This is a genomic window from Cupriavidus sp. 05L310 (assembly GCF_056398185.1).
Genome location: NZ_JBFTOX010000021.1, coordinates 96,364 through 111,582, shown reverse-complemented (window position 1 = coordinate 111,582; position 15,219 = coordinate 96,364). Strand labels below are relative to the sequence as shown.

The following is a 15,219-nucleotide window of genomic DNA, read 5'->3' as shown; positions in this document are numbered from 1 at the left end:
GGCCGCGCGAGGTTCAGGTATTGCGGATGTCGTCGAGCTCGGTGCTGCCGAAGTCCGGCCGCTCCAGGTACGCGGCGATGCGCTGCGCGGTGTCATCGGCCGAGGCCAGCTGGTCGTTTTCCTTGAGGTCGCGGAAGCGCTGTACCTGCGCGAAATCGGCATCGCGGATGGTGGCCTGCATGCCGGTGTCGACCACGCCCGGCGCCAGCGCCACGGCGCGCACGGCACGTTCGGCCGGGGCCTGCGCGTACTCCGCGTTGATCGAGCGCACGAACATGTCCAGGCCTGCCTTGCCGGCGCAATAGGCGCTCCAGCCTTCAATCGGCCGGCGCGCCGCGCCGGACGAGATCGCCAGGATCTTGCGCGGGCAGCCGAAGCGCTCGGTATGCGCCAGGAACGCCGCGGTCATGGTCATTGGCGCGGCAAGATTGGTCAGCAGGTGCGGCACCAGCGTCGGTTCACGCAGTCTGGTGATCGGGCCGATCGGCTCGATCATGCCCGCGTTGAGGATCAGCGTGACGCTGGCAGGCGTTTCCTCGACCGCGTCGAGCACGCTGCCGAGCCAGGTCGCCGCCGGGCCGGGCTGCGACAGGTCCTGCAGGTGCCAGGCTACCTTGACGCCGCTGGCGGATGCGATCCGTTCCAGTTCGGGATTGCGGCCGCGCGCCACGCACAGCAGGCGGTTGCCCGGTTTGAGCAGTACCTGTGCCAGAGCGGCGCCGAGCCCGCGCGAGGTGCCCGTGATGATGATCAGATGCGATGCTGCGGTCATGGTCGAGTTTGTCCCGGCGGGTGTGTGGCCGCACCGGCCGCCGCGCCGTGCCCCGGCGCGGCGGCGTGGCGCCGCTGCTGCGTGTTACAGCCCTTGCTTCAGGCTGGCTTCGATGAACGGGTCCAGGTCGCCGTCCAGCACCTTCTGCGTGTTGGACATTTCCACGTTGGTGCGCAGGTCCTTGATGCGGCTCTGGTCCAGCACGTAGGAGCGGATCTGGTGACCCCAGCCCACGTCGGTCTTGGACGACTCCAGCTTGTCGGCCTCGGCCTGACGCTTGCGCATTTCGTGCTCGTACAGGCGCGATTTCAGCATCGACATGGCTTCGGCGCGGTTCCTGTGCTGCGAACGGTCGTTCTGGCACTGCACCACGATGCCGGTCGGGATGTGCGTGATCCGCACTGCCGAATCGGTCTTGTTGATGTGCTGGCCGCCCGCGCCGGAGGCACGGTAGGTGTCGACGCGCAGGTCCGCCGGATTGACCTCGACCTCGAAGGAGTCGTCCACCTCGGGGTAGACGAACACTGACGAGAACGACGTGTGGCGGCCGCCCGACGAGTCGAACGGCGACTTGCGCACCAGGCGGTGCACGCCGGTTTCCGTGCGCAGGTAGCCGAACGCGTACTCGCCCTCGACCTTGATCGTGGCGCTCTTGATGCCCGCCACGTCGCCTTCGGATTCTTCCAGCACCTCGGCCTTGAAACCCTTGCGCTCGCAGTACTTCAGGTACTGGCGCAGCAGCATCGAGGCCCAGTCGCAGGCTTCGGTGCCGCCGGCGCCGGCCTGGATGTCGATAAAGGCGTTGGCCTGATCCATCTCGCCGGCAAACATGCGGCGGAATTCCATGTCCGCGACGATGGCTTCGAAGCCCGCGACGTCGGTCTCGATGGCTTCCATCGTGTCGTCGTCGCCTTCCTCGCGCGCGAGCTCGAACAGCTCCTCGGCGCCGCTGAGGTCATCGGTGAGCTTGCCGAGCACGCCGACCACGCCCTCCAGCATTTTCTTTTCCTTGCCGAGATCCTGGGCCCGCTTGGGGTTGTTCCAGACCTCGGGATCCTCGAGTTCGCCGTTGACTTCGTCGAGTCTTCCTACTTTGACATCGTAGTCAAAGATACCCCCGTAGATCTTCCGTTCGCGAACGGAGATCGGAGATGGCACCGGAGATGGCGTTGAGGCGTTCTGCTTCCATGATGTTCCTGCGCTTTCAAAACCTTGAATTATAGCGGATCGGGGGCTGTCTTCCCCCGCCCGGATGCAGTCTGTTGCATGATTTCGAACGGTTCGCGTCGCGAACGGTCTACAGTTGCGGGTGCCTCATGGCAGACGCGAGGGTGCTGGCGGGCGCAACCGGCTTCAAGATATGGACAGGGAGGAACGATAAGTACGTGATGAAGCAAAGCAACCACGACAAGACAAACGCGCGCCGCCGCGCGCTTGGCCTGCTGGCCGCCGCGGCGGCGGCTTGCCTCGCGGCCGGCTGTGGCACCCTGGCCAGCGAACCCGCGCCCGACGGCTATTACCGGGTGCAGAGCGGCGACACCTTGTATACCGTCGCCCGGCGACACAAGCGCACGGTGCGCGAGCTGACGCGCTGGAACCAGTTGCCCAGCGCCGATCGCATCGAGGTAGGGCAGTTGCTGCGGATTCGCCCACCGGCCGGCGCCAGCGCCAGCACGGGTGGCGGGGCCAGCGGCGGCCCGGTGGCGGTGGGGGATACCCCGCGCGTGGACAACAGCGCGCCGTCGCGGGCGCCGGCTACCAGCATCCGCCTGCAATGGCCGGCTGACGGCCGCGTTACCGCGGGCTACGGGCCGCCCGCCAGCAAGGGCCTGCGCATCAACACGGCGCCTGGCAGCACGGTGCGCGCCGCGGCCGGGGGCAAGGCGATCCACGTCGGCAACCTGCGCGGCTACGGCATGCTGGTCATCATCAAGCACGACGACAACTGGCTGACGGTCTACGGCAACCTGGACAAGCCCTCGGTCAGCGAGGGCGCGCAGGTGTCCGGGGGGCAGGAAGTGGGCCGCATGGGCACGGCCGACAGCGAACTGCACTTCGAGGTGCGCAGCAACGGCAAGCCGGTCGATCCGGCAGGATTGCTGCCCGCGCGCGGCTGACGTCGGGGCGGGGCGCGCACGCTACTGCGCGTGCTCGATCACCATCTGCACGCGGGTGACGCCATTGAAGGTGTTGTTGTCGAGCCGGTAGGCCACCAGCGCGCTGGCGCCCAGCGACTCAGCATGGTTGAACCAGATGGCGTCGAAGCGCTGGCTGCCGCGCCCGAGCTGCAGCTTGAGGTGCTTGCCCTTGAGCACGCTCTGGCGCAAGACATCGAACTCGCCGCAGAACGTGGGCGCCGGGAAGCCCTGGCCCCATACCTGCTGCTCCAGCAGCGAAACGAACTCCGGGCTGAAGCAGGCATCCTCGATATCGCCATCGGTTTCGATCACACGGGCAAGCTGCTCGTCGCTCAACCATTCGCGCCCCACGGTCTCGAACGCCTCCATGAACTGCGCGAAATCGCCCGCGCCCAGGGTCAGGCCGGCCGCCATGGCGTGGCCGCCGAATTTCTTCAGCAGGCCGGGGTGGCGTTTGGATATCAGATCCAGGGCATCGCGCAGGTGAAAGCCCGGGATCGAACGGCCCGAGCCTTTGATCGTATCCTCGTCGCCCGGCGCGAAGGTGATGGTGGGGCGGTGGTATTTTTCCTTGAGGCGCGAGGCCACGATGCCGATCACGCCCTGGTGCCAGGTGTCGTTGAACACGCTGATAGTGAAGCGCGCGGCCGGGTCCAGCGCGCCCAGCGGGCCTTCCAGGATCTGCAGCGCTTCCTGCTGCATGCCGGCCTCGATATCGCGCCGCTCGCGGTTCATGCCGTCAAGTTCCTGGGCGATTTCCCAGGCGCGGTTGGCGTCGTCGGTCAGCAGGCATTCGATGCCGAGCGACATGTCGGCCAGGCGCCCGGCGGCGTTCAGGCGCGGGCCCACGCCAAAGCCCAGGTCGAAGGTGTTGGCGCGCGTCGCCTCGCGCCCGGCGGCGCGGAACAGGGCGGCCACGCCGGCGTGCATGCGGCCGGCGCGCATGCGCTTGAGGCCTTGCGCGACCAGGATGCGGTTGTTGCTGTCGAGCTTGACCACGTCCGCCACGGTGCCCAGCGCGACCAGGTCGAGCAGGGTGTCGAGGCGCGGCTGGGTCTGTGTGTCGAATACGCCACGGCGGCGCAGTTCCGCGCGCAGCGCCAGCAGCACGTAGAACATCACGCCCACGCCCGCCAGGTTCTTGCTCGGGAATTCGCAGCCTGGCTGGTTGGGGTTGACGATCACTGCGGCGTCGGGCAACTGGTCGCCGGGCAGGTGGTGATCGGTCACCACCACATCGATGCCGAGCGCATTGGCCGCTGCGACGCCGTCGACACTGGCGATGCCGTTGTCCACGGTGACGATCACATCCGGCTGCTGCTTAGCGGCCAGCGCCACGATTTCCGGGGTCAGGCCGTAGCCGTACTCGAAGCGGTTGGGCACGATGTAGTCGATGCGCGCGCCCAGCATGCGCAGGCCGCGCACGCCGACCGCGCAGGCGGTGGCGCCGTCGCAGTCGTAGTCGGCCACGATCAGCAGGCGCCGGCCGGCGGCGATGGCGTCCGCCAGGTAAGTCGCGGCCTGGTCGATGCCCTTCAGGGCGGCCGGCGGCACCAGGCCCGGCAGTTCAGTGGCGAGTTCGGCGGGTTCGCGCACGCCGCGCGCCGACAGGATGCGCGCCAGCGTGGGATGCAGGCCGAGTCCGGCCAGCTTGCCGGCATGTTCGGTGGAGAAGGAGCGAACGGCGATTCGGGTCATGTACGGCTTGCGGGAAAACGGTGATCAGGCGGCATAGGCGAGGTCGGACAGCAGCGCGCGCCAGTCGCCGCGCTGGCCCAGGCCGCGCCAGAATTTGCGCAGGTCGGCGCGGCGCACGGTGAATTCGGCGTAGTGGTTGTCGCCGGCCAGCATCAGCGTCACCGCTTGCAACTGGCCGCCTTCGAGTGCGGCCAGCGCCGGGGAGAACCATTCGGCATCGAGTGCGTGCATGCGCTCGATCCACAGGCCCCAGTCTTCGGCGATATGGGCTTCGATGGCGTCCTCAAGCAGCACCATGGCGCTGCCCTCGATGCCTTCGATGGCCTTGAAGCGCGCCGGCGCGGGCTGGCACACAGTGCCGCCGGCCAGCGCCAGGCCGTGCAGGAAAGCGTCGCCTGTCAAAACCGTGTCGGCCAGGCGCGGCACTTGTTGCAGGATGCCGCCGCCGTGGAGCCAGACAGAATTGATGGAGAGCTCTCCGGCGGCTTCCCTGGCCTGGTTCACCGGATGGTCGTACCAGGTCATCTGGATTTCGTTCTGGATCCGGCGCCAGTCGCGGGCGCGCACTCCGGACTGCATCCATACATCGATATTGCGGCCGGTGGCGCGCAGCGGGCTGGCCGCCACAAGTGGCCCGAACACGGCTTCCGGGATGTACCAGCGGGCCGGATGCGGCGTTTCCAGCAAAATGCCGGACTCCCGCAGCAGGTCAGACACCGCGGCGTGCAGGGCGGCCGACTCCTCGGCCCGGACGTGCAACTGGGCCGGGTCCATCAGCACCAGGTGGTCGCGCGCGGCGTGGATGTGTACCGGTTGCAGGCAAGCCCACGCCTGGCCGTCGTTCGCGGCGCCCGCGCTGGCTGCGCCTATATCCGCCAGTCGCATGAACGGGGCGCTGGGCACGCGGACAGTGTCGAGCCCGGCACGTCCGGCCAGCCAGCGCTCATGCGGCAGCGAGCGCTGGAAGGGATCGTCGTGGCGCTCGCGCGGGCCGGGGCTGGCGCGGGTAAGCAACTTTCCCAGCGCCGGCAACTCCAACTGCCGCAGCAGGGCTTCCAGCATGGCGTCGTTGCCCCCGCCGTCCGCGTCGATCGCGGCGCCGGGCGGGACGGAAAAGGGCACAATCAGGGTCAGGTGCGTCATCATGGTGCCGAGATTGTAAACTTGCGGCTGGCGGCCGGCGGAAATATCGTCCCCCGGCCCGGCTGGGACAGTGGCGCGAGCCCGCAGCCAGTAAGCCAAATGCGGCGTTGGCGGTGTGGCGCCGGCGTTACTCCCTAACAACAGGAACCCTCTTGAACTTTCCTTACGAGTGGCAGATCGGTTGGCGATACACCCGCGCAAGCAAGCGCGCCAGCCGCAACACCTTTATTTCCTTTATCTCGATGATTTCCATGGCCGGCATCGCGCTGGGCGTGGCGGCGCTGATCGTGGTGCTGTCGGTGATGAATGGCTTCCAGAAAGAAGTGCGCGACCGCATGCTATCGGTGCTGTCGCACATCGAGGTGGTCGGGCCCGGGGCGCTGCCCGACTGGCAAAAGACCGCCGCCGAGGCGCTGCGCAACAAGGAAGTGATCGGTGCCGCGCCCTATGTGGCGGCGCAGGCCATGCTGACCCGGGATGATGCGGTGCGCGGCGTGCTGCTGCGCGGGGTCGAGCCTTCCGAAGAACCCAAGGTGTCCGATATCGGCAAGCAGTTCCGGGGCGGCGGCATGGATCGCCTGCTGCCCGGCGAATTCGGCATCGCGCTGGGCAACGAACTGGCCAATGCCATGGGTGTGCAGGTGGGCGACAAGGTCACGGTGGTCGTGCCGCAGGGCACCATCACGCCGGCCGGGGTGCTGCCGCGGCTCAAGCAGTTCACGGTGGTCGGGGTGTTCTCGTCGGGCCATTTCGAGTTCGACAGCGCGCTGGCGCTGATCAATATCCGCGACGCCGAAGCCATGTTCCGCCTCGCCGGGCCCACCGGCGTGCGCCTGAAACTGACGGACATGCAGCGCGCGCCGCAAGTGGCCGACGCGCTGGCCGGCACGCTCTCGGGTGAGCTCTACCTGCGCGACTGGTCCAAGCAGAACCGCAACTGGTTCGCCGCGGTGCAGACCGAGAAGCGCATGATGTTCATCATCCTCACGTTGATCATCGCCGTGGCCGCGTTCAACCTGGTGTCCACGCTGGTCATGACCGTGACGGACAAGCAGGCCGACATCGCCATCCTGCGCACCATGGGCGCCCAGCCCGGTTCGATCACCAAGATCTTCATCGTGCAGGGCGTGGCCATCGGCTTTATCGGCACGCTGGCGGGCGTGGCCGGCGGCGCGCTGATCGCCTTCAACATCGACGTGATCGTTCCCTTTATCGAGCGGCTGCTGCATGTGCAGTTCCTGCCGCGCGACATCTATTTCATTAGTGAATTGCCCTCGGATCCCCGCGTGAACGACATTGCCACCATCGGTATCGTTTCCTTTGTACTGTCCATCCTGGCCACGCTCTACCCAAGCTGGCGCGCTGCCCGCGTCAATCCGGCGGAGGCGTTGCGCTATGAGTGAAACCCTGTTGCGCGCCGAACCGGCCGGCAGCGCCGCCGATGCGCCGGGCCAAGCCAACGGCACGCCCGTCCTGCTGGGCGAGGGCCTGACCAAGCGTTTCCGCCAGGGCGGCCTGGACGTGACCGTGCTCAAGGGCGTGGACGTGCGGGTCGAGGCGGGGGAGAAGGTTGCCATCGTCGGCGCGTCCGGCTCCGGCAAAAGTACCTTGCTGCATGTGCTGGGCGGACTCGACAACCCTGACAGTGGCCGGGTTGCCTTGCAGGGCCGGCCCTTTACGGCGCTGCGCGAGAGCGAGCGCAATATCGTGCGCAATCGCGAGCTGGGATTCATCTACCAGTTCCACCACCTGCTGCCTGAGTTCACGGCGCTGGACAACGTGGCCATGCCGATGCGCATCCGCGGGCTGCGTCAGCCCGAGGCGCGGGCGGCGGCGATGGCGGTGCTGGAGCGGGTGGGGCTGGGCGACCGGGCGCAGCACCGGCCCGGCGAGCTGTCCGGCGGCGAACGGCAGCGGGTGGCGATTGCCCGCGCGCTGGTCGGCAGCCCGGCGTGCGTGCTGGCCGACGAGCCCACAGGCAACCTGGACGACCACACGGCGGGTGGCGTCTACGACCTGATGCTGGAGCTGTCGCGCACGCTGGGCACCAGCTTCGTGATCGTGACCCACGACCTCGACCTGGCCAGCCGCTGCGACCGCGTGCTGCGCCTGCGCGACGGGCACCTCCACGCCGAACGCTGAAGCGCATCGCCGCGCCGGCACACCGCCATGTGGATCGATACCCATTGCCACCTCGACGCCGGCGAATTCGACGCCGACCGTGATGCCGTAGCCGCCGCCGCCGCCGCGGCTGGCGTCACCGGCATCGTGCTGCCGGCGGTGGCCCTGTCCAATTTTGCCGCGGTGCGCGCGCTGGCGCAGCGGCACCCTGGCTGCGTCTACGCCCTGGGTATCCATCCGCTGTGCACGCCGGGTGCCGCGCAGTCCGATCTCGATGCCTTGCGCCGGGAGGTGCAAGCCTCGCTGGCCGATCCGCGCTTCGTCGGCATCGGCGAGATCGGGCTGGATTTCTTCGTGCCCGGCCTCGATGCCGCGCACCAGACGTGGATCTACACCGAGCAGCTCAAGATTGCCCGCGAGTTCGACTTGCCGGTGCTGCTGCATGTGCGCAAGTCGCAGGACCAGGTGGCGGCGCAGCTGCGGCGCGCCGGCGTGCGCCAGGGCATCGCCCACGCCTTCAATGGCAGCGTGCAGCAGGCGCGCGGCTTTGTCGATCAAGGCCTCAAGCTGGGCTTTGGCGGCAACCTGACTTTCAGCCGCGCGAAGCAAATCCGGCGCCTGGCGCTGGAGTTGCCGCTCGACGCCATCGTGCTCGAAACCGATGCGCCTGACATCGCCCCCGCATGGCTGTCCGACGACCAGTTCGGCGAGCAGCACAAGGCGCGCAATACGCCTGCCGAAGTGGTGGGCGTGGCCAGGGTGCTGGGCGAGTTGCGTGGTCTCGATGCCGCGACGCTGGCACCGGCGATGTGGCAAAACTCGGTGGCTGCGCTGCCACGCCTGGCCGCCTTTGCGGCAACCATGTTCCCATCGGCATTGCCTGCCCCGGCCGAAACAACCGGCAACCTTTCCGTCTCATCCTGACAAGTTTCGCGGCTGGCGACGGCTGTATAAGCAAACACATCTGACTTCCCGTCCGGGAGCTGGCATGCGTTTGATCCTGCTCGCCTTCGTGGCGGGCTGCTGGTGGCTGCAACAACAGGGCTCGCTGCCGCGCGGCGCCACGGCGTGGGGGCTGGTGGCGGCCGGGGTTGTCGTGGCCCTGCTCGCGCTACGCATGCGCCGCTCCGGCCGGGCTCGCGCGGTCTTGATCGTGCTGTCGGTGCTGGCGGGTTTCGGCTGGTCGGCTTGGCGCGCAGAACTCAGGCTGGGAGAACGCCTGGCGCCCGAACTGGAAGGCGTGGACCTGCTGCTGAGCGGCGTCGTTGCAGGCCTGCCGGCGCAGGCGCCGCGCGGCCAGCGCTTTGTGTTCGCGCTCGATGAGACGCAGGCCCATGGCATGACGACCGGCATTCCCTCGCAGATACTGCTGAGCTGGGACGATGCGCCACCCGCGTTGCGCCCCGGCGAGCGGTACGTCTTTTCGCTGCGTCTGCGCCGGCCGCACGGCCTGGCCAACCCTCATGGTTTCGACTACGAATACTGGCTGATGGCAGCCGGAATCGGCGCTACGGGCTACGTGCGCGACGTCCGGCGCGAGGCGCAGGAGGCCGTTGGTGAACAACTGGCGTGGAGGATCGCGCGATGGCGGATGCAGGTACGCGACCACGTGCTGGGCAGCCTGCCTCCGGATGCGCGCTTTGCTCCGGTCCTTGCGGCGCTGGTGGTGGGCGACCAGCGGGGTATCCAGCAGCGCGACTGGACCTTGTTCACCCGTACAGGCGTCGGCCACCTGATCAGCATCTCCGGCCTGCATATCACCATGATTTCCGGTCTCTTTTCCAGCTTCGCATACTGGTTGTGGCGGCATTCGTTTGGCCTTGGCAGTTGGCTGCGGCGGCCTTTACCGCTGTACTGGCCCGCGCGGCGCGCCGCACTGGTGGCGGCGGTGATGGCCGCACTCGCGTACGGCCTGCTGGCGGGCATGCAGGTGCCGGCGCAGCGTACCGTGTCGATGCTGGTCGTGGCGGCGCTGGCGCTATGGAGCGGCCGCGCGCCGCCTGCTTCCCTGGTGCTGGCCTGGGCCGCGTTCGCGGCGATCGGGCTCGATCCCTGGGCCGTGCTGTCGCCCGGCTTCTGGCTGTCCTTCGGCGCTGTGGGCGTGATCTTCCTGGCCGCGGCGCAGCCCGCCGGGGATGCTGCGTCCTCGTGGTGGCAGCGTCTGCGGTCCACGCTGGCGCAGGCCACACGCACGCAATGGGCCGTCACCGTCGGGCTGGTGCCGTTGACTCTGTTGCTGTTCCAGCAGGTCTCGGTGATCTCGCCACTGGCCAATGCAGTGGCGATTCCGCTGGTCAGCCTGCTGGTGACGCCGCTGGCCCTGCTGGCGGCGGCGCTGCCGGCACCGCTGGCGGGCTGGCTGCTCGTCCCTGCGCACCTGCTGCTGCACTGGCTGGTGATAGGCCTGGAGTGGCTGGCGGCGCCGCCGTGGGCGGTGTGGCAGGCCGCGCGCGCGGGTCCGTTCGCGCTGGGGCTGGCGGTGCTCGGCACGCTGCTGTTGCTGGCGCCCGTGCGTTGCGGCGTGCGTGCGCGCCTGCATGGCGTCGTGCTGCTGCTGCCGATGGTGGTGGCGGGGCGTCAGCCGGTGGCGCAAGGCGAGTTTCGTGCCACCGCGATCGATATCGGGCAAGGCACCGCGGTGCTGGTGGAAACGCACTCGCATGTGCTGCTCTACGATGCCGGTCCGGCCTACGGGTGGGGCGCCGGACGCGGCGAGCCGGGCAGCAGCGCGGGCGCGCGCGCCATCGTGCCGTATCTGCGCGGCGCGGGCGTGCGCAGGCTCGACGCACTGGTGATCAGTCATGAAGATGCCGATCACGCAGGCGGGGCGCGCGACGTGATGGCGGCGTTGGCGGTGGACAGCCTGCTGTCAGGTGCGCCATCAGGCCATCGGCTGCTGGCGCCGCCTGCGGGTGCTGCCTCGCCAAAGGCCCGGCCCTGCGCGGCGGGGCAGCGGTGGGAGTGGGACGGGGTTCGCTTTGTCATGCTGCATCCCTTGCCGGGCGTGGCGCAGAACGCTGCCATCGACAGCAATGCGCGCAGTTGCGTGCTCAAGGTGGAGGCCAGCGCGCGCAGCCTTCTGCTGACTGGCGATATCTCCCGGCGCGACGAGGCGGCGCTGCTGGCGCGGCTGCCGACGCAAGACCTGCGCGCCGATTTCCTGCAGGCGCCGCACCATGGCAGCAACACCTCGTCCAGCGGGTCGTTCCTGGGCGTGGTGGCGCCCGAGCTGGCGCTGTTCCAGATGGGCTATCGCAATCGCCACCGGCATCCGCGCCCCGAGATCTGGGATCGCTACGGCTCGCACGGCATCGCGCGCTATCGCAGCGACGAAACCGGCGCGGTCCAGATCATGACGCGCGGCGAGTCTTACGAGGTGCGGGCTTACCGCCAGCACGAGCGGCGCTACTGGCGCGCGGCGCCGCCGGCGCCTCGCTGAGATGCGCGGGCTCGGCCTGGGCGATGCGGCGCTCGCGCAGATGGGCCTTGGCGCGCTGCAGGCCGGCGGAGACGGTGTCGGCGCGTTCCAGTGCGACGCCGGCCGCAAGCACGTCGCCCAGCACCAGGTGGCAGATGCGGGAGGTCATTGGCGTGTAGACCTCGCTGTCTTCTTCCACGTCCGAGAACACGCATACGTCCGCCAGCGCGGCCAGCGGCGAACCGCTGTGGGTCAGCGCCAGCACGCTGGCGCCGCTGGCGCGGGCCAGCGTGGCGGCGGCCAGCATGTCCCAGGTGCGCCCGCTGTTGGAAACCAGCACCGCCACATCGCCTGGGCCGAGCAACGCCGCGGACATGCTGAATACATGCGAATCCGAGTACGCAACGGTGGGAATGCCGAGGCGGAAGAACTTGTGCTGGATATCCAGCGCGACGATGCCAGAGTTGCCGCAGCCATAGAACTCGATGCGCCGCGCCGCCGCGAGCAGCTGGATGCCGTGCTCGATCTGGTCCGCGGACAGCGCATTGCGCACTGTCATCAGCGTGGCGATGGTGCGGTCGAACACCTTGCCGGCGATGTCGGCGGGACGGTCTTCGGCCTTGACGTCCTGGTGCACGAAGGGCGTGCCGCCGCCCACGTTCTGGGCGAACTGGAGTTTGAACTCGCGGAAGCCGTCATAACCGAGCGCGGCGCAAAAGCGCGCGATGGTGGGCTGGGATACACCCGCTCGCTCGGCCAGTTCTGGCATCGACAAACGGATCACGCTGGCGCCGTGCCGGGCAACGTAGTCGGCAAGGCGGCGTTCGGAGGGGCGAAGCGTGTCGTAGACGGCAAGGATTCGGTCGCGCATGGTAAGGAGGGCTGTCTGTGCCGGGGCATTCTTGTGCCTTTGGCCCCGGTATCCGGGGTTCGGTAGTTCGCACTGCATGTAGATATTCTACATAATCAACATCGAAATCGCCTCGGCTTCCGGTGGGCTTGTGACTAGGGGTTTCACCTATTCTGTCGATTTTTGCCGTGAATGCGGCGCTTTGTGATGCGTGCGCATGGTGTTTTCAAATTGCCTTTCGATATAATGTAGAAAATCTACAAACAAACGCGTTCCCCAGTCCTCCCGGATACGATCAGGCATCACGACCAGGAATCCCACGCATGTCAAAAGCCCTCCACGCCGAAGTACAGTCCGTCACCGCGCGCGTGATCGCGCGCAGCCAGCGCAGCCGTGCCGCCTACCTGGCGCGTTGCGAACGCGCCCAGCAGGAGCTGGGTCCCTTGCGCGGGCTGTCCTGTGCCAACCTCGCGCATGGCCTGGCCGCGTTGCCAGTGCATGACAAGCTCAAGCTGCGGGTCGAGCATGCCGCCAATCTCGGCATCGTCACCGCCTATAACGACATGCTGTCGGCCCACCAGCCGTACGAGCGCTACCCCGGCGTGATCCGCGAGGCCGCGCGCGCCGTTGGCGCGGTGGCGCAGGTGGCGGGCGGGGTGCCGGCGATGTGCGACGGCATCACGCAGGGCAATGCCGGCATGGAGTTGTCGCTGTTCTCGCGCGACGCCATCGCGATGGCGACCGCGGTCTCGCTGTCGCACAACACCTTCGATGCCGCCGTGATGCTTGGCGTGTGCGACAAGATCGTGCCGGGCCTGCTGATGGGCGCGCTGCAGTTCGGCCACCTGCCGGTGGTGTTCGTGCCGGCCGGGCCGATGTCGACGGGCCTGTCCAACAAGGAAAAAGCGCGCGTGCGCCAGCTCTACGCCACCGGCCAGGTCGGCCGCGAAGCCTTGCTGGAAGCCGAGTGCGAGGCCTATCACGGGGCCGGCACCTGCACCTTCTACGGCACCGCCAACAGCAACCAGTTCCTGATGGAGATCATGGGGCTGCATATGCCCGGCGCGGCCTTTGTGCATCCTGACAGCGGTCTGCGCGATGCGCTCACCGCCGCCGCCGCGCAACGCGCGCTGGCCCTGACGGCGCGGGGTGCGGACTACCTCCCGCTGGCGCGCATCGTTGACGAACGCGCCGTGATCAATGCCGTGGTGGGCCTGCTGGCCACCGGCGGTTCGACCAACCACACCATCCACCTCGTGGCGATGGCGCGCGCGGCCGGCATCATCATCGACTGGGACGACTTCGACCGCCTCTCGCGCATCACGCCGCTGCTGGCGCGGGTCTATCCCAACGGCGCCGCCGACGTGAACCATTTCCACGCCGCCGGCGGCGTGGCCTACGTGATTCGCCAGTTGCTCGACGCGGGGCTGCTGCATGAGGACGTGGAAACCGTGGCCGGGCACGGCCTGGCACGCTACACGCAGGAACCCGTGATGATCGACGGCGTGCTGCAGTGGCGTGACGGTGCGGCTACCAGCGGTGACGCGACGGTTCTGGCCACCGCGGCCGAGCCGTTCTCCGCCGAGGGCGGCCTGCGCTTGCTGCAGGGCAATCTTGGCCGCGGCATGATCAAGGTGTCGGCGGTGGCGCCGGAGCATCGGGTGGTGGAGGCGCCGGCGCGCGTCTTCGATTCCCAGGAAGGCTTGCAGGCCGCGTTCGATGCCGGCGAGCTGGCTGGCGATGTGGTCGCGGTGGTGCGCTTCCAGGGGCCGAACGCCAACGGCATGCCCGAGCTGCACCGCCTTACGCCGGTGCTGGGCGCGCTGCAGGATGCCGGCCACAAGGTGGCGCTGGTGACCGATGGGCGCATGTCGGGTGCTTCGGGTAAGGTGCCGGCTGTCATTCATGTGGGTCCGGAGGCACTTGCTGGGGGGCCCTTGTCGCGAGTGCGCGATGGCGACCGCCTCCGCGTGGATGCCGTCGCTGGCACCCTGGAATGGCTCGGTGGCGCCGACGGCGACGCCGACTTCGCGGCGCGCGCCTCGGCGGTACTGCCGGACGACGCTTTCGCCAGCTTCAGCGTCGGCCGCGGCCTGTTTGGCCTGTTCCGCCGCAATGCGCGGATAGCAGAAGAGGGCGGCAGCGCGCTGGACCTGTCCGAAGCCGACGCGCACGGCGCTGTCCAAACCGGCGCGGCCGTCGCACAATAGGCGGCGCGCCCCGATATTTGTGTCATTTGTGTCCCCGGCAGCCAACGGCTGGCGGGGACGACCCCGAGCCGGCCCATGCGGGTCCTATCATGGCTTCAGGGCCGTATGCTTCCGGACACTGCCGGCGGCCGGCGCGGGGACTACCGACAAGGATGGGCAAACCATCCGAACACGATCGCTGGAGCAGACATGATCTACATCCTGATGGGCGTTTCCGGCAGCGGAAAGAGCACCGTCGGCCAGATGCTGGCCGAGACCCTGCATTGCGGCTTTCACGACGCCGATGATTTCCACAGCGCCGCCAACAAGGCGAAGATGCACAACGGCATCCCGCTGACTGATGAAGACCGCTGGCCCTGGCTGGCCGCCATGCGCGCGGCGATCGATGCGGCCCGCGCCGAAGGCCGCACCCATGTGTTCACCTGTTCCGCGTTGCGCCAGACCTATCGCGACCGGCTGACGCCGCCCGACGGCGGCGTGACCTTTGTCTATATGAAGGGCGACGCCGCGGTCATCGGCGGTCGCCTGGCCGAGCGCAGCGAGCACTTCTTCAATCCGGCGCTGCTGCAGAGCCAGTTCGAAACGCTGGAGGAGCCGCGCGACGCGCTGGTACTCGATATCCGCCAGACCCCTGAAGCCCTGGTGCAGTACATCCTGGCCGAAGTGCCGGCATGCAAGGGTACGGCCGTGGCGCGTTAGCGCGGCGCGGTTGCCCCCGCCCGGACCGTTCCCGGGCGCCGTCTTGGTGCGAATTGAGGAGGGGCTGGCAGACATCTTGCTTAATCCATGTTTGATGGCGCGAATGCCCGCCGCTTGCGGCTTTCGTGGTCATAGGTATCCTATAGGTACAGCACTTCGAAGCATGACGA

The 15,219-nt window shown here is 68.1% G+C and carries 12 protein-coding genes; 7 read left to right on the top strand and 5 right to left on the bottom strand.

The window, feature by feature from the left end; genetic code table 11:
• Positions 1-13: 13 nt before the first annotated feature.
• Positions 14-772, bottom strand: a complete 759-nt coding sequence (locus AC1DS6_RS17185) for an SDR family oxidoreductase (protein ID WP_477102782.1) — start codon at positions 770-772, stop codon at positions 14-16.
• Positions 773-856: 84 nt separating this feature from the next.
• A protein-coding gene (gene prfB / locus AC1DS6_RS17180; RefSeq protein WP_276285680.1) for a peptide chain release factor 2 occupies positions 857-1,961 on the bottom strand; the annotation gives its coding sequence in 2 pieces (ribosomal slippage) (positions 857-1,879 and positions 1,881-1,961; 1,104 coding nt in all).
• A gap of 199 nt (positions 1,962-2,160) precedes the next feature.
• On the opposite strand from prfB, the gene AC1DS6_RS17175 reads away from it, so the two are divergent.
• A complete protein-coding gene (locus AC1DS6_RS17175; RefSeq protein ID WP_441630016.1) occupies positions 2,161-2,889 on the top strand; it encodes a peptidoglycan DD-metalloendopeptidase family protein in 729 nt (242 codons plus the stop codon).
• Between the two features lie 21 nt (positions 2,890-2,910).
• Here AC1DS6_RS17175 and recJ read toward each other — a convergent pair whose 3' ends face one another.
• Both recJ and AC1DS6_RS17165 read right to left on the bottom strand, forming a co-directional pair.
• Complete coding sequence (gene recJ / locus AC1DS6_RS17170; protein WP_441630018.1) at positions 2,911-4,608, bottom strand: single-stranded-DNA-specific exonuclease RecJ; 1,698 nt, start codon at positions 4,606-4,608, stop codon at positions 2,911-2,913.
• A gap of 24 nt (positions 4,609-4,632) precedes the next feature.
• Positions 4,633-5,754: a hypothetical protein gene (locus AC1DS6_RS17165; RefSeq protein WP_441630020.1), complete on the bottom strand. Its 1,122-nt coding sequence runs from the start codon at positions 5,752-5,754 to the stop codon at positions 4,633-4,635.
• 149 nt (positions 5,755-5,903) lie between these two features.
• Between AC1DS6_RS17165 and AC1DS6_RS17160 the strand changes: the two genes are divergently transcribed.
• The 4 genes from AC1DS6_RS17160 to AC1DS6_RS17145 all read left to right on the top strand — a co-directional run bounded on the left by AC1DS6_RS17160 (position 5,904) and on the right by AC1DS6_RS17145 (position 11,311).
• Positions 5,904-7,154 carry a lipoprotein-releasing ABC transporter permease subunit gene (locus AC1DS6_RS17160; protein WP_045238062.1) on the top strand — a complete coding sequence of 417 codons (1,251 nt, stop codon included), beginning with the start codon at positions 5,904-5,906 and terminating at the stop codon, positions 7,152-7,154.
• Complete coding sequence (gene lolD / locus AC1DS6_RS17155) at positions 7,147-7,893, top strand: lipoprotein-releasing ABC transporter ATP-binding protein LolD (RefSeq protein WP_441630022.1); 747 nt, start codon at positions 7,147-7,149, stop codon at positions 7,891-7,893. Before AC1DS6_RS17160 ends, lolD begins: the two co-directional genes overlap by 8 nt.
• Before the next feature lie 27 nt (positions 7,894-7,920).
• Positions 7,921-8,796: a TatD family hydrolase gene (locus AC1DS6_RS17150; RefSeq protein WP_441630024.1), complete on the top strand. Its 876-nt coding sequence runs from the start codon at positions 7,921-7,923 to the stop codon at positions 8,794-8,796.
• Between the two features lie 64 nt (positions 8,797-8,860).
• Positions 8,861-11,311, top strand: coding sequence for a DNA internalization-related competence protein ComEC/Rec2 (locus tag AC1DS6_RS17145; RefSeq protein WP_441630026.1), 2,451 nt, complete (start codon positions 8,861-8,863; stop codon positions 11,309-11,311).
• Here the strand turns inward: AC1DS6_RS17145 and AC1DS6_RS17140 are convergent.
• The gene (locus AC1DS6_RS17140; protein WP_045238058.1) at positions 11,223-12,161 is read right to left on the bottom strand and encodes a MurR/RpiR family transcriptional regulator; all 939 of its coding nucleotides are present in this window, start codon (positions 12,159-12,161) and stop codon (positions 11,223-11,225) included. The genes AC1DS6_RS17145 and AC1DS6_RS17140 overlap by 89 nt on opposite strands.
• Before the next feature lie 302 nt (positions 12,162-12,463).
• Between AC1DS6_RS17140 and edd the strand changes: the two genes are divergently transcribed.
• Positions 12,464-14,350, top strand: coding sequence for a phosphogluconate dehydratase (gene edd, locus AC1DS6_RS17135; protein WP_441630028.1), 1,887 nt, complete (start codon positions 12,464-12,466; stop codon positions 14,348-14,350).
• A 189-nt stretch (positions 14,351-14,539) separates the two neighbouring features.
• Entirely contained in the window at positions 14,540-15,049 is a 510-nt protein-coding gene (locus AC1DS6_RS17130; RefSeq protein ID WP_035859211.1) for a gluconokinase, read from the top strand.
• The last annotated feature ends 170 nt before the right edge of the window (positions 15,050-15,219 follow it).